We start from the raw sequence: 13,883 nt of genomic DNA on the forward strand, positions 1-13,883 counted from the left end.
TAGTGATCAGTTGACCCCCGAAAACACAGACAGGCTGCATGGATCGACAGCTGTAAAAAACGAAAAATAACTAAAGAAGACTAGGGAGGGGGTATGCGTTTTTTCTTGATTCTGGCGGTTTTCGTGATCGCTTTTGGTGGTGCCGCCATGCTCTACGAGCAGGAGAGCCGAAAGGTAAAGGGGGTGCTCGAACAGGTCACTGAGCTGCAGGCGCAGATGGGCGACCTGCAGGCTGAAGTCAACCGGCTGCGCGGCGAGCTGCAGGCTGTCAAACTGACCCAGCAGCGCCGTCTGCAGTTGAATGGGGAGCTAGCCCGCGAGCGGCAGGCTCGACTGGGGGCTGTTGAGGGGGCTGAAGCTCTTGAGGGGGCTGAGGATACCGTACGGCAGCGGCCCCAGGGGCCTAAAGGTCGTATCTTGGCGGCCTCGGATGTCACCAGCGCCGCGCCGGTTATTCGGCCGGGGGGCGAGGAAGATCCCGAGTGGAGCCGCCCCACCGTCGATGCGGAAGAGTATCGACGCAAGGTACCGCAGGAGGCATCTGCGCCAGTGACGGCCCACCCCTAACATCCCAGGTAACAAGGCTGTTTTGGGTTTTCAAGCTTTTAGCTTTCGGCCGCCGGGTATTCTGCAGCCCTTGAGTCCCGGCAACCCGACCCCATTGTGGGGGTAGCCCTTGGCACCTTGTGCCGGGGGCCTTCCCGTCCAACCATTACTGCTGTCGGGTAGCGCTAGTTCGGTAAAGTCCTGCTAGCCCAGAAAAACCCAGCGAGGCCAGCTAGTCCGGCAGATTAAGTCCACCAGAGTTTTACCTGCTTCGAATCATGTCCACCAGAGATTTTTATACTGCCCTCAACGCCCAATTGGCGGGCCTGCTCTCCACTGAGCGAGACTGGCTGGCCAATACCGCCAATGCCAGCGCACTGCTGTTTATGGAGCTGCCGGATATCAACTGGGCGGGATTTTACTTTTTGCATGATGGTGAATTGCGATTAGGGCCGTTTCAGGGCAAGCCCGCCTGCACCCGCATACCGGTGGGGGCCGGTGTCTGTGGTACGGCGGTAGCTACCGGCGAGGCGCAGCTGGTGGAGGATGTGCACCAGTTCCCGGGGCATATCGCCTGTGATGCGGTCTCCGCCTCCGAAGTGGTGGTACCGCTTTACGATGGTGATCGCTGTCTGGGTGTTCTGGATATCGACAGCCCGTCGCTGGCCCGTTTCACCCGGGAGGACCTGCAAGGGCTGCAGGACTTTGCCGAGGTGCTCCTGCAAAATAGCGACCTGTCAGGCGCCTGATGGCTCTGGTCTGGGAAAAACGGTCCGGCGGCAACCTTTATCAGGTGCGTCGCCATGGTGCCAGTGTGCGCCTGTACAGTAACGGCGTTTTCCACTCCCAGTGGAACGAGCGCGATCCCCTCAAAGGCTCCCTGTGGGAACTGCTGTTCCTGCCGGCATATTTTCTCCCGCCTGAGCGTATTCGTTCGGTGCTGTTACTGGGCGTTGGCGGAGGCGCGTTGATTCGATTGCTACAGCGCTTTCTGCGGCCTGAGCGAGTGGTCGGTGTGGATCTCGATCCGGTTCACCTGAGCGTGGCTCGCAAGCATTTTGGCGTCCGTGACGCGACACTGGTGTGTGCCGATGCCCGCCTCTGGGTGACCGATTACCTTTCTAACCCCGACCAGTCCGCTTTTGATCTGGTGATTGATGACCTGTTCGGTCACAGCGATGGTGTGCCGGAGCGTGCGGTGACCGCCGATCAGAACTGGTGCCGCCAGCTGTTGCAGTTGGCGCGGGGTAGTGGTGGCGGCAGCACGCTCCATAGCCGCGCTGGCGGTGACCCTCCCGGGCTGGTGATCGCCAATTTCGGCAGCCGGCGCGAGCTGCTTGCCAGCGGCTGGCGTACCCCAGCAGTGGGCGCGCTTCTCGGCGGCGCCTGGTCGGCGGAGCTGCCCGGCTATGAAAACTGTGTGCTCGCCGCCAGTACCGGGCCGCTGTCGCGCCGACAGCTGACCAGCGCGGCGCCATCTCAGATCAATCCGGCCCTGCCTGGCTGCCGACTTTCCAGTCAATTGAAGCCACTGCCCCGCTGGGCTTAGTTGGCGGATTTTTGTCGCTGAAGCCTATACTGAATGAGAGCTGCTTCTTTTCAGGGTAGGTGCATGCGTTACAAGACAGTGGGTGAGGTGATTGAAGAGGACAAGGCATTCCATGCCCAGCTGGCCAAGCAGTACGGGGAGTTTGAGCAGTTGGTGGCCGATGAGCGCATCGAATTGCTGTTGGATCAGCTGCACCGACGAGAGGAGGCGATGGCGCAAACCCTGGATAACCTTCTCCACGATGTGCACCCCGGCGCCCTGAGAACCTGGGTTCAATTTGCTCCGGAAGGCCGCGAACCGGAGTTCCTTCAGCGCCTGCGCAACCTGAGCTTGCAGGATCTGGATGAGATTGCCCGGCTGGCGATGGATATTGAGGTCTATCTGGCCGACCACTATCGGGACCTGCTACAGGATGCACAGACGCCCTCCGCGAAGGACACTTTTCAGCGCCTGCTTGAGTTGGGGCGTCTGGATGAACACACCCTGTCCATGAATCTTTTTAATCTGCGCGACTATTGATGAATGCCGCTACCGCCAATAGACACCGCAACTGATGGGGCTGCCAAGGACGCAGGATCATAATGCAGTCAGGCTGTGGTGCGGTGATGTAGGGCTAGGGCAGCAGCATGGCCAAGTGAGAGACTGAACGCTTCTGTTTGACCGGTGTGCTTAGTTGCCAATACTAGCTGCAAATCGCTGCCAGAGCACCGGCTAGGGGCAGGCCACTGGCCTGTTCAGGCGATAAACGCAAAAGCCCTTATTTTTGATGAGAAGTTGTACGTCGGCAAAATAAGGCGCGGCCTTCCTGCCCAGAGGGATAAATTCGTTCACCACAAATAGGGCGCAGCCAGCGGGGCGCAGCAGGCGGGCGGCGTTGCGGAGAAAGCGGGTGGTGAGATCGCCTTCCACTTGAAAGCCCTGGTGAAAGGGCGGGTTGCAGATTACCGTGTCGGCGATAGCCTCACCCAGCTCAGCACCCGCATCCGAAGGGATGACAGTGCCGCGAATCCCGCGTTGCTTAAAGTTTTCCCGGCAGGCGAGCAGGGCGGCAGCGTTGTTGTCCGTGGCAGTAAAATGAAACTCGCCGAGGCGGGCAAGTTCGGTGCTCAGGTAACCGTAGCCACAGCCCAGATCTACGATGTCAGCGCCAGCTGCGGGTTTGTGTTCGGCGAAGGTGGTGGCAAGCAGCGCACTGCCGGTATCTACTTTGTTCCAGCCAAACAGGCCGGGCTTGCTATACAGGCCGCCCAGTGTTTCCAGTGGGCGCAGCTCTGTGTAGTGTTCTTCGTCGAGTCGGTTTTCTGCCGTCATCGCACTGTGCAGAATATTGAGACTCAGGTACTCACTGCCGTGTTTCTCAAGCCGCTTTACGGAATCGAAGCAGCTGGCAACCCGGGCCGCATAGGTCTTGATACCGCTCTGCTTGCTTCCCAGTAACGCCAGCTCCCCCCCGAGACCGAGGGTGCGGTGGCATTCATTGATCACGTGATGAACCACCGCCTTTTCTTTCGATAGCGGATAAACGATGCGGCGATAGTGTCGGCCCGCCTCGTCAAAATGAAAGTCGTTGAAGAAACCATGCCGGACTCGCCCCTCGGCAAGGCGGGCGATATCCCAGCGATTGGTCAGCAGGTCGCCGCCGAAAGAGAAGCCGGACTCGAGCAGTGCCTTGCTGTTCTCATCGGCGATCCACAGGGTCTCCGAGGGGTTCTCCAGGAGCAGTTGTTGGAGCAGGGTGGACATGGCGATTTCCGACTGTGGCGATGCTGTCCGTTTAGGTAACGGACGCGATCTCTTCCGGTGACAGCGGGCGGTAACCCCCCTCGGTGAGATCTTCCTCAAGCACGATATCGCCGATGCGTTCACGGTGCAGCTCTACTACCCGGTTGCCGAGTGCGGCGAACATGCGTTTGACTTGATGGTAGCGGCCCTCAGCGATGGTCAGGCGTACCTCATTGGCGAAGAGAATTTCCAGTTTGGCGGGTTTGGTGCGCTTTTTCTCCCCTTCGAGCCAGATGCCTTTGGCAAATTTTTCCACTGCGGAATCGTCGATACGCTCGGCCAGCAGAGCATAGTAAGTCTTATCACAGTGATGGCGCGGGGAGGTGATCTTGTGGGACCACTGCCCGTCATCGGTGATCAGCACCAGGCCGGTGGTATCGATATCCAGCCGGCCGGCGATATGTAGCTTCTGCTTGTTGGGCTCATCCAGCAGGTCCAGTACCGTGGGGTGTTCACTGTCTTTGGTGGCGCTCACATAGCCGAGCGGCTTGTGCAGCATGAAATATCGCGGCCCCGGTTCTTCCAGTGGTTCGCCATCGAGGCAGATTTGATCCGCCTCGCTGACCTTGCTGGAGGGGTCTTTCACTGGCGTATCATTGACGGTGATGCGACCGGCCTTGGCGGCGCGTTTGACCTCGGCCCGCGACAGATCGGTGACCTGGCTGACAGCCTTGTCGAGGCGCATGGTTTTTTCCTGTTCGCCACTCAAACTGGTCAGCCCATCTTGCGTTCGCCGGAATCGACGGACTGGTAGATGAGGGTGTTGATGGTCATGGGGCCGACGCCACCGGGAACAGGGGTGTAAGCGGCCACGCGATCCACCAGAGGGGCCAGTTCGATATCGCCGACACCGCCGGGATGGTAGCCGGCGTCGACGACCACCGCGCCATCTTTGATCCACTCGGCTTTGATGAACTCCGGGCGGCCCACGGCGCCGACGACGATATCCGCACGACGGATATGCTCGGCCAGGTTCCTGGTGCGGGAGTGGCAGATGGTGACGGTGGCGTTGGCATTCAGCAGCATGGCCGCCATCGGCTTGCCGAGGATCGGACTGCGGCCCACAACCACGGCGTGCTTGCCCTGCAACTCCACATCATAGGCCTCCAGCAGGCGCATGATGCCCTTGGGTGTGGCGCAGCCGTAGGCCTCTTCCCCCATGGCCATGCGGCCAAAGCCCAGGCAGGTCACGCCGTCCACATCCTTGTCGAGGCGGATCGCATCGAAACAGGCGCGCTCATCAATCTGCTCCGGCACCGGGTGCTGAAGGAGAATGCCATGCACGTTGGGATTGTTGTTGAGTTCCTCGATCTTGCCGAGCAGTTCCGCCGTGGTGGTGGAGGAGGGCAGTTCCACCTGCAGTGAGTCCATGCCGATGCGGCGGCATGCGTTGCCCTTCATCTTCACGTAAGTGGCAGAGGCGGGGTCATCACCCACGAGAATGGTGGCGAGGATCGGCGTCTGGCCGCCGCTTTTTTCCTTCAGCTTGGCCACGCGAGCGGACAGTTCTTCTTCGGTTTTCTGAGCCAGGGCCTTGCCATCGAGAACCAGTGCAGACATACGGATATCTCAAACAATAAAAAGAAATAAAGATCAGGGGCGGATACCGTGATCTTGCGCATCATCCAAACCACAGCTTTATAGGCGTGATCCCCGCGATTAGAGCAGGGGCCGAGACGATACGGTGTTTTTCACGGCAGATTCCAAGGGGGAGTTTAGGGGCCCCTCAAAGGGGCGCTATTTTGGCACAGGCCGCGAACAATTTCCCTATCTGGCTACCGCTTGACCACTACAATGAAAACTCTGCAAAAAGAATAGCTTAGCGGCGTTGACTCCCTCCGGGACCATGAGTATTATGCGCGCCTCGTCAGGGAGACGGGCTTTGCAAAAGGCGCTATGCGGTTTTTAGCTGGCTCATCCTGGGGAGAGTAGGGTGACGGGGCATAGCGCAGTCTGGTAGCGCGCCTGCTTTGGGAGCAGGATGTCGGGGGTTCGAATCCCTCTGCCCCGACCAGATTTAACCGGGTTTTCTTGCGCCCGTAGCTCAGCTGGATAGAGCATCCGCCTTCTAAGCGGATGGTCGCAGGTTCGAGTCCTGCCGGGCGTGCCATCCTTTCGATGGTGGCTATAGTTTGGCGGACTTTGTTCAGTCTATTGCCAGCTTCTTAGTCGCAGGGCTGATCCGGTCAACCAGCGAGGCTGGTTGGCTCCAGGCGTAAGCCTGAACTTTGGTCATGTGTAGAGTTTCGTAACGCAGCCACAAGGCGTTACAGTTGTCACGATTAATGGTGGCCGTAGCTCAGTTGGTAGAGCACAGGATTGTGGCTCCTGAGGTCGCGGGTTCGATCCCCGTCGGCCACCCCATATTCAGGCCTCTTGGGCCTATCAGAAAAGCCCGGCAGCGTCCGGGCTTTTTTGTGCCTGTACACAGGCCTTCCGGTCTGCGCAAGGAGGCGTAGTTGGTGGTAAAATTCGCCACTTTTCTGCCACAAGAAACGACAACCAGATTAGAGGGTATCCAGTGTCCACGACCACTTTAGAGCGCAAGGCAACCAATGTTCACTGGCACGACGGCGAGGTCACTCGTGATCATCGTGCCCAGATGCTTGGCCACAAGGGCGTGACCCTGTGGTTTACCGGCCTTTCCGGTTCCGGCAAGAGCACCGTGGCCGTGGCAGTGGAGAAGGCGCTGGCGGCTCGCGGTGTGCTGAGCTACCGCCTCGATGGCGACAATATTCGTCTTGGCATCAATGCTAACCTGGGATTTTCTGCCGAAGACCGCCAGGAGAATATCCGTCGCGTTGGTGAGATCTCCAAGCTGTTTGCTGATACGGGCGTTGTGGTGCTGAGCAGCTTTATCAGCCCCTATCGTGATGACCGCGACATGGTGCGCCGTATGCATGAGGAGGCAGAGCTGCCTTATCTGGAGGTTTTCGTCGACTGCGCGCTGGAGGAGGCCGAAGCCCGCGATCCCAAGGGTCTGTACAAAAAGGCCCGCGCTGGCGAGATCCGTGGTTTTACCGGCATCGACGACCCCTACGAAGCCCCCGCAGCACCGGAGCTGCATCTGCATACCGACCAGATGTCTCTGGAGGAAGAGGTGCAGGTGATTCTCTCCGCTCTGCAGAGTCGCGGTATCATTGCCTGATAGTGTCTCATCCCCTCATGCCGGCTTGCGCTGGCATGAGGGGGGCTTTCCCTTCTCTATATCACCTTCCCCTTCCTGAACTTTTGTCGCTTCACTGGCACCGCCATCTACCCCTTAGCTCCTCTCTAAGAATTCCCCCTTAATGGCCTAGGTGCCGCTGGCCCGCCGCTAACTCAGTAGGTGTTTGTCCGTGGGGACCGTTGCAACGGAGGGCTTTGGTTGACTGCGCCATTTCTTGGATTCTGCTGAGGCTGCTGGCAAAGGTTGCACAGCGTCTTGCTGGCAGTGTTTTAGTCTCTGGCAATAGTGTCCGCGCCATCTGATCTTGTACCTGTGCGCTCATGTCGCTTGGCCTGCCAACCCCCGGTGGGGATGGCGAGGGCCACATATACTCAAGCCATATCGACGGCGTAAGAGTGGGCTGGAGGCTGATATGTCGGGACGGAGAGGACGGATACTCTCTGGCATCGTGGTTGCGTTCTTTCTGGCGCTGGGTGCCGGTGGTTGGTATGGATATCAAGAGTTGCCAAGAATTCCAGGGGTGCCGAAGGCACCGGTGGTTGGCGTTCCGCAGGGTGCGTTGGAGCATCAGCCATTGCCTGCCTATGCCGGACCTCACCCCCGGGTGATGCCGCGACCCCCAGAGTATTACCCCTTTCCGATCACCATCGGCGAAACTGGCCCGGTGGAACCCCTTTTTGCCGGTCCATCGGCCTACCCTTTCTACTGTGACAACAACAGTGTCACGCGCCGCCAGCCTCTGGTGGATAATCACGATAGAGAAGGGGTGCCGGTATTCGCGGAAAATGAAAACGGTGAGCTCACCGATGAGGTGATCGGTTACAGCCGCGATTGCAGTCACCCCACGGCGGTGACCTATTACTATCGCAGCACCACCGATGGCGCCTTTCACCTGCTGGAAGATGCCAGTGGGGATATCGATCAGGTCACCGTCAATGGCCGCACCACGGACTTTATCGTGCGGCTGGAGACTGGCACCATCAACCGCTTTCATTACGCTATTGCGGTACTTAGAGGCGATGGAGAAACTGCCGGCAAGCCCACTCCTTCCAACTGGAATCGACGCCTGATTTACCAGATGCGTGGTGGTGTAGGGGTAGGGCGTCGCCAGGGGGATATCAGCAAGGGTGATATCGTTACCCGGCGTGCGGATCAGCTCGCCCGTGGGTATGCCATTGTCTATTCCACCGCCAACCAGACCAGTAACCACTACAATATCTGGCTGGCGGAAGACACCGCACGCCGCCTCAAGAAACAGTTTGTGGCGCTCTACGGTGAGCCCCTGTATACCGTGGGTCTCGGTGGTTCCGGCGGTGCCATTCAGCAGTATCTGTTTGCCCAGAATGCGCCGGGCTTACTGGATGCGGCCATCCCCCTTTATTCCTACCCGGATATGGTCACTCAGACTATTTATGTTTTTGACTGTGAGCCGCTCGAATACTTTTTTGACGTGCTTGATGCCGACAACCCGCGCTGGAAAGACGCCAGTGAGCGCACAGTGATTCAGGGGCTATCTGCCAGCAATGAAGTGGAGAGCCGGTTCAAGACTCTGAAAACCGCCGCCGCGCTGTTTGACGGCCGCTATCGAGATGGCGCCAGAGGAGCTACCGAATGTACTCAGGGTTGGCGCGGGCTGGTGCCACTGGTGAACAACCCCAACTTTGCCCACTTTATGAAGAACTTCGTGGATGAGGTTGCAGAGCGCACTCACTGGAGTCACTGGGAGGACCTGCGACAGTTCTACGGTGCTGGGGAGTCCGGTTACGCCAATAGCACCTGGGATAACGAGGGCGTGCAGTATGGTCTCTCGGCACTGGTGGGTGGAGAAATCTCCATTGAGACTTTCCTGCAGATGAACGCCAGTATCGGCGGCTGGAAGGATCCGCTCGACCAGACTGGCGAAAAGCTCTGGTTCCTGAATGGGAATCTCTTTCCAGCGGAGCTGTCCGTCTGGAGCGAACAGAATATGAATGTTGGTAGCCTGGATCGCCCGGCACCCAGGAGCCGGGCCAGCATGGACGCGATCGAGGGGATTTACCGCTCCGGGCATGTATTTCTTGGGGACGCAGAAATTCCCATTATCGATCTTCGTCACTACTTGGATGGCGAGCTTGATATGCACCACAGCCTGGCCTCTTTCTCATCCCGTGAGCGTATGCGCCGTGCCCGTGGGCACGCTGATAACCAGCTGATCTGGGTTGCGCACAAGGATTACACGCCGCTGGATGAGGCCCTGGATACCATCGACCGCTGGATGCTGAATATCATGGACAACCCAGAGGCGGGTGTCGTCGCGAACATGCCGGCTGGTGCAAGTGACCAGTGCTTCGATCAGGAAGGTAACATCATTGCTGCTGGTCCCGGGGTGTGGGATGGCGCCTGGAACAGTCAGGCTACCGGTGCCTGTATGCAGGAATATCCGATTTACCGCACTTCCCGTCAGGTAGCCGGTGCCCCTATCACCGACGATGTGTTCAAGTGCCACCTGCAGCCTGTGGAGCAGGCGTTGGCCAGTGGCTTGTACGGTCAATCCACGCCGTTTGTTGCAGAGCGGATGGTGGATATGCAGCGTATTTTCCCAACCGGGGTATGCGATTTTCGTGAGCCTGACCTCGCGCGCCCAGCGGAAGAGTTGATACCGGTGAGGGAAACTGTACGCATTGCCGGTCAACGGATTTCACCGGACTACCGGCAGGCAGGGGATAACCTGGCCGGCGAGGAAAGGGAGCAGCCGATGCCGGTTTCTCTGCCGCTTGAACAGGGGGCGCGGGATTAAATTTGCGCAATCCGGCTACAGTTTGAACTCAAGTTAAAAAGTACATTGGCACGTATTTATTTGTTGTTGACACCCGAACTCGATCGGGTATTATGCGCGTCGCTCGAGGGGCAAGCCCCTGATTTTAGAGCGGCGCGCAAGCGCAGCGGGTGGTTAGCTCAGTTGGGAGAGCGACGGCCTTACAAGCCGTAGGTCACAGGTTCGACCCCTGTACCACCCACCACTTCCCCATCCGGGAGGTACACTACCGAGGACCGGTAGTTCAGTTGGTTAGAATGCCGGCCTGTCACGCCGGAGGTCGCGGGTTCGAGTCCCGTCCGGTCCGCCAGATACTAAAAAGGCCCCTCACGAATGTGAGGGGCCTTTTTAGTATGGGTGGGTTTCAGTTTATGCCGGATTCCTATTTACTTGTTTCAGGCTTTAACTAATACCTTGCCGTTGCGCCCTCCCTCAGCAGCCAAAGCCACTGCCTCCTTGATATCCTTTATGCTGAACACGCTGTCGATAGGCGCTTGCAGTTTTCCTGCGGCAATGAGTTTCGTCAGCTCCCCGTAGACAGCCATCTGCTGCTCTGGCGAAGCCTTGTCAAACCATTTGGCGAGCCAGAAGCCAGTTAGGGTGATGCCGTGGAAAATCAAAGAAGCGGGGGAGATCCTGCATGGCTTGCCACTCATCATGCCGTAGTTAACCAAGGTCGCCTCATCCGCAAGGCTATCGGCGATGCGGCCAGTAGCCGTATCACCCACGGCATCGATACCGAGGCGGATGGGAGCACCGCTGATCGCATTCTTTACACGTTTTGCCAGATCGTCGCCATCGACCAGCACCACATCAGCGCCCTCGTCTTGCAGAGGTGCGATCAGGGACTCGCGGCGGACTATATTCACTGTCTTGAAGCCGCGCAGCTTTGCCAGCTGAATCAGGTAGCTACCAACCCCGGAGTTAGCGGCGTTTTGAATCACCCAGTCTCCCGGCTGCAGCTCCACAAACTCGCTCAGTAACAGGGAGGCGGTTGGTGGATTGATAGCGACCATCGACAATTGTTGCGGGTCGGCCTCATTGGGAAGTTGGATCAGCTGATCTGCTTGCATAACCAGGTGGGTTCGCCAGGTGCCGCAGCCCACCGGTAGCAAGACTGTTTGCCCTAAGGCTGGGGACTCCACGCCAGGACCCTGCTCAATGATCTTTCCCACGCCCTCATTGCCACCGATTGCGGGAAGAGGCGGTAACATGCCGTAGTCACCCGTGAGGGTAAGTACATCCGAGGGATTGATCGGCGCTGCCAGCAGCTCAATGAGCACTTCGCCCTCGCCGAGCGTCGGCTTCTCGAAGGGCACAGCCTCGATAACATCTTGCGGTACTGGACCGCGCGCTCTGTATTCCGCTTTCAGCATCTGCATGATCCTTGTTTTTGCCTGAAGATACTCAGGCTGGAATCTAAAGTATGGCAGCTGCAGCATGCCACTCATCTTTCATGATGGAGTGCCATCACTGCTATTGATGGCGGCTACCGAGCAGACAAAACCCTTTGGGGACTTTGCAATATGTATGCTTTGTGGTTAATTTTCGAACAGTAGTCGGTGAAGATCAGTCTGCTAGGCTCACTTGCCGAGAGCAAACGCCTCAATTACATATGGGGCTGATGGCAGGGGTGGCGCTACTTTGGCTGACAAGCCGCTCGGTTTTCCCGAGCCTGGCCTGATCTCTTGCTGTTTCGCTTAATTCTCTGGAAAAACACCGTGACACCCCGATACCTCTCTGAGTTGACCTTGCCTGAACTGGAACGCGCAGCGCGCGCGGTGCCCTACCAGCGATTGCCAGACACACTGTTTCCTGGTGTGGAGGCCTGGATAAGACGTGACGACCTGCTTGACCCGCTGATCTCGGGCAACAAAGCCTACAAATTGCTCTTCAACCTGGTTGAGGCGCGCAGGCAGGGTGCCGAAAAAATCATCACTTGTGGCGGCGCCTGGTCAAATCATATCCACGCGCTTGCCGCCGCTGGACGCAGATTCGGCTTTGCGACAGTCGGCATCATCCGCGGCGAACGCCCGGCGCAGCTAAGCGCCATGCTGCAGGATGCCGAACGCTTTGGCATGGAACTGCGATTCGTATCCCGTGATCTCTATCGCAGGCGGGGAGAGAGTGAGTTTATTGAGCAGGTGGGAATAGAGATGAACCGCACATATTTTGTGCCGGAGGGTGGCGCCAACCTGGCTGGCGCTCGAGGTGCTCAATTTCTAGGCCGGATCATTACCGAGACCGCGCCGACTCCTTTTGATCAGGTCTGGCTGGCTTGTGGTACTGGCCTGACCCTCAGTGGTGTTCAGGCTGGGTTGGCAGTCATCCCCGCAGTTGGCGTACCGGTACTGAAGGCGGGCCGCTCAATTTATGCTCAAGCCGGACACTGGCTCAGGAGCTTGGGTGTAGCAGTAAAACATGAACCGCTTTGTGAAGGCTATGAATGTGGAGGCTATGCTCGTATAAACCCTGAACTTTCACGCTTCCTGCATCATTTTAAGCAGACGTCATCAATCCCGCTGGACCCTGTTTACACTGCGAAACTGGTTTTTGCACTCTATTCTGAGAGCCGCATAGGCAAAATAACTATACAGAGCAAAGTTTTACTTCTTCACTCAGGTGGCCTGCAGGGGAGGAGGGGGTTGTTGCCGGCTGATAATGATATCCGTGACACGTTAGGCCAAATTATCTAGATGCATTCGACTAGGAAAACACGCTCATGCATAATCTCCATTTTGGGGAGGGCCGCAAAATAGCGGCAAAGTGGCCGGTTGATGAACTATCAACTGCCCCTGAAACCTACTATTTTGCCAGTCGTCGGGCCCTGATTCGGGCACCTTGGAGGAGCGGTGTCGGAGTTCCAGAATATAGGCCTGATCGGCCGAACAGAAAGTGATAGCGCGGTCCTCTCGCTCAAACGCCTAATGGCTTTCCTTGAGCGGGAAGGGTTATCCGTTGTACTTGAGAAAGAAACCGCTTCCTCAGTATCTGACCACACTGCACGTATTTCTAGCAAAGATAAACTTGGCGAGCTCTGCGATTTGGTCATCGTTGTCGGTGGTGATGGCAGCCTGCTTGGCGCTGCACGAGCCCTCGCGAAGTACAGCGTGCCTCTTCTCGGTATTAATCGAGGCCGGCTCGGCTTCCTCACCGACATCACCCCAGATGAGATTGAACAGAAAGTAGGGGAGGTTCTGGCTGGTAAATATATGGCAGAGAGCCGTTTCCTGCTTGACATGTCCGTTACAAGTGACGGTAAGCCTGTGGGTAAAGGTTCTGCGCTGAATGACGTGGTAATTCACCCCGGCGAATTCATTCGCATGATTGAACTTGATCTTTTTATCGATGGCCAGTTTGTCTACACACTGCGGTCCGATGGTCTCATTATTTCGACGCCTACAGGGTCGACAGCTTACGCGCTATCAGGTGGTGGACCAATTATGCACCCAAAGCTAGACGCCATAGTTGTTGTACCACTGAACCCGCACACCCTGAGCAGTCGACCAATTGTGGTTGAAGGGAGTAGTGAGTTCAAAATTGTGGTGCGGAAACACAATATTGCAAAGCCTCATGTAACCTGTGATGGGCACGATCAGTTGATAACTGATCCAGGGGATGTGATTCGAATACATAAAAAGCCACACCGCCTGACTCTGATACATCCAATTGACCATAACTTTTATGAGACTTGTAGATCAAAGTTAAACTGGCAAAATCATTAAATAGAAAATACCTGATCTCAAGGGGGGATAAAATATAAAATGACATATTCCCTTACACTCACACTGTTCCAGACGTTTAGGTGGGAATTCACCAAGAATCTATTATGCTTTTTCTTCTAAAGGGTTCTACCCCGTTTCTACGGACGGTTTTAAAACGGCTGTAAATTTTCGATCTTGAGCGGCCGCTTTATGCCGCCTTCTCGGGTTGTGGAATCGTTCGATGTAATTAAATACGTCTGCTCTTGCTTCATTTAACGTTCGGTATCGGCGGCGGTTGATCACTTCCCGTTTCATCATGCCGAAGAATCCTTCACATGC

The 13,883-nt window shown here is 57.0% G+C and carries 13 protein-coding genes and 5 tRNA genes; 13 read left to right on the forward strand and 5 right to left on the reverse strand.

Annotated features, from left to right (window positions below; all coding sequences use genetic code 11):
- Positions 1-93 precede the first annotated feature (93 nt).
- The 4 genes from ABEA58_RS13275 to ABEA58_RS13290 all read left to right on the forward strand — a co-directional run bounded on the left by ABEA58_RS13275 (position 94) and on the right by ABEA58_RS13290 (position 2,614).
- Positions 94-567 carry a hypothetical protein gene (locus ABEA58_RS13275; protein ID WP_345552226.1) on the forward strand — a complete coding sequence of 158 codons (474 nt, stop codon included), beginning with the start codon at positions 94-96 and terminating at the stop codon, positions 565-567.
- A 257-nt stretch (positions 568-824) separates the two neighbouring features.
- Positions 825-1,295, forward strand: coding sequence for a GAF domain-containing protein (locus tag ABEA58_RS13280; RefSeq protein ID WP_345552228.1), 471 nt, complete (start codon positions 825-827; stop codon positions 1,293-1,295).
- Positions 1,295-2,095 carry a methyltransferase domain-containing protein gene (locus ABEA58_RS13285; protein ID WP_345552230.1) on the forward strand — a complete coding sequence of 267 codons (801 nt, stop codon included), beginning with the start codon at positions 1,295-1,297 and terminating at the stop codon, positions 2,093-2,095. The genes ABEA58_RS13280 and ABEA58_RS13285 overlap by 1 nt, the downstream gene beginning before the upstream one ends.
- A 63-nt stretch (positions 2,096-2,158) precedes the next feature.
- Positions 2,159-2,614 (forward strand): hypothetical protein, encoded by a 456-nt coding sequence (locus ABEA58_RS13290; protein WP_345552232.1) that lies wholly within the window; start codon positions 2,159-2,161, stop codon positions 2,612-2,614.
- A gap of 192 nt (positions 2,615-2,806) precedes the next feature.
- On the opposite strand, the gene ABEA58_RS13295 is transcribed toward ABEA58_RS13290, so the two are convergent.
- Genes ABEA58_RS13295 through folD form a run of 3 tightly spaced genes read right to left on the reverse strand, consistent with a single transcriptional unit; the run spans position 2,807 to position 5,437 of the window.
- A complete protein-coding gene (locus tag ABEA58_RS13295) occupies positions 2,807-3,838 on the reverse strand; it encodes a class I SAM-dependent methyltransferase (protein ID WP_345552234.1) in 1,032 nt (343 codons plus the stop codon).
- Positions 3,839-3,869: 31 nt separating this feature from the next.
- A complete protein-coding gene (rsuA, locus tag ABEA58_RS13300) occupies positions 3,870-4,562 on the reverse strand; it encodes a 16S rRNA pseudouridine(516) synthase RsuA (RefSeq protein WP_345552235.1) in 693 nt (230 codons plus the stop codon).
- Positions 4,563-4,591: 29 nt separating this feature from the next.
- The gene (gene folD / locus ABEA58_RS13305) at positions 4,592-5,437 is read right to left on the reverse strand and encodes a bifunctional methylenetetrahydrofolate dehydrogenase/methenyltetrahydrofolate cyclohydrolase FolD (protein WP_345552236.1); all 846 of its coding nucleotides are present in this window, start codon (positions 5,435-5,437) and stop codon (positions 4,592-4,594) included.
- A gap of 377 nt (positions 5,438-5,814) precedes the next feature.
- On the opposite strand from folD, the gene ABEA58_RS13310 reads away from it, so the two are divergent.
- The 7 genes from ABEA58_RS13310 (at position 5,815) to ABEA58_RS13340 (ending at position 10,150) form a co-directional block, all read left to right on the forward strand.
- A tRNA-Pro gene (locus ABEA58_RS13310) sits at positions 5,815-5,891 on the forward strand.
- 19 nt (positions 5,892-5,910) lie between these two features.
- Positions 5,911-5,987 (forward strand) — tRNA-Arg (locus ABEA58_RS13315).
- Positions 5,988-6,165: 178 nt separating this feature from the next.
- Positions 6,166-6,241, forward strand: a tRNA-His gene (locus ABEA58_RS13320).
- A gap of 157 nt (positions 6,242-6,398) precedes the next feature.
- Positions 6,399-7,025: an adenylyl-sulfate kinase gene (gene cysC, locus ABEA58_RS13325; protein ID WP_345552238.1), complete on the forward strand. Its 627-nt coding sequence runs from the start codon at positions 6,399-6,401 to the stop codon at positions 7,023-7,025.
- A gap of 433 nt (positions 7,026-7,458) precedes the next feature.
- A complete protein-coding gene (locus ABEA58_RS13330) occupies positions 7,459-9,822 on the forward strand; it encodes a DUF6351 family protein (RefSeq protein WP_345552240.1) in 2,364 nt (787 codons plus the stop codon).
- A gap of 147 nt (positions 9,823-9,969) precedes the next feature.
- Positions 9,970-10,045 (forward strand) — tRNA-Val (locus ABEA58_RS13335).
- Positions 10,046-10,073: 28 nt separating this feature from the next.
- A tRNA-Asp gene (locus tag ABEA58_RS13340) sits at positions 10,074-10,150 on the forward strand.
- A gap of 85 nt (positions 10,151-10,235) precedes the next feature.
- Here ABEA58_RS13340 and ABEA58_RS13345 read toward each other — a convergent pair.
- The gene (locus ABEA58_RS13345) at positions 10,236-11,216 is read right to left on the reverse strand and encodes a zinc-dependent alcohol dehydrogenase family protein (RefSeq protein ID WP_345552242.1); all 981 of its coding nucleotides are present in this window, start codon (positions 11,214-11,216) and stop codon (positions 10,236-10,238) included.
- A gap of 375 nt (positions 11,217-11,591) precedes the next feature.
- On the opposite strand from ABEA58_RS13345, the gene ABEA58_RS13350 reads away from it, so the two are divergent.
- Both ABEA58_RS13350 and ABEA58_RS13355 read left to right on the forward strand, forming a co-directional pair.
- The gene (locus ABEA58_RS13350; protein WP_345552244.1) at positions 11,592-12,536 is read left to right on the forward strand and encodes a 1-aminocyclopropane-1-carboxylate deaminase/D-cysteine desulfhydrase; all 945 of its coding nucleotides are present in this window, start codon (positions 11,592-11,594) and stop codon (positions 12,534-12,536) included.
- Positions 12,537-12,692: 156 nt separating this feature from the next.
- A complete protein-coding gene (locus tag ABEA58_RS13355) occupies positions 12,693-13,565 on the forward strand; it encodes an NAD(+) kinase (RefSeq protein WP_345552246.1) in 873 nt (290 codons plus the stop codon).
- A gap of 126 nt (positions 13,566-13,691) precedes the next feature.
- Here the strand turns inward: ABEA58_RS13355 and ABEA58_RS13360 are convergent.
- The coding region (locus ABEA58_RS13360) for an IS3 family transposase (RefSeq protein ID WP_345552248.1) at positions 13,692-13,883 on the reverse strand (192 nt) is incomplete at its 5' end.

Origin of the sequence: Microbulbifer aestuariivivens, from assembly GCF_039545115.1 — a bacterium.
Lineage (GTDB): Bacteria > Pseudomonadota > Gammaproteobacteria > Pseudomonadales > Cellvibrionaceae > Microbulbifer > Microbulbifer aestuariivivens.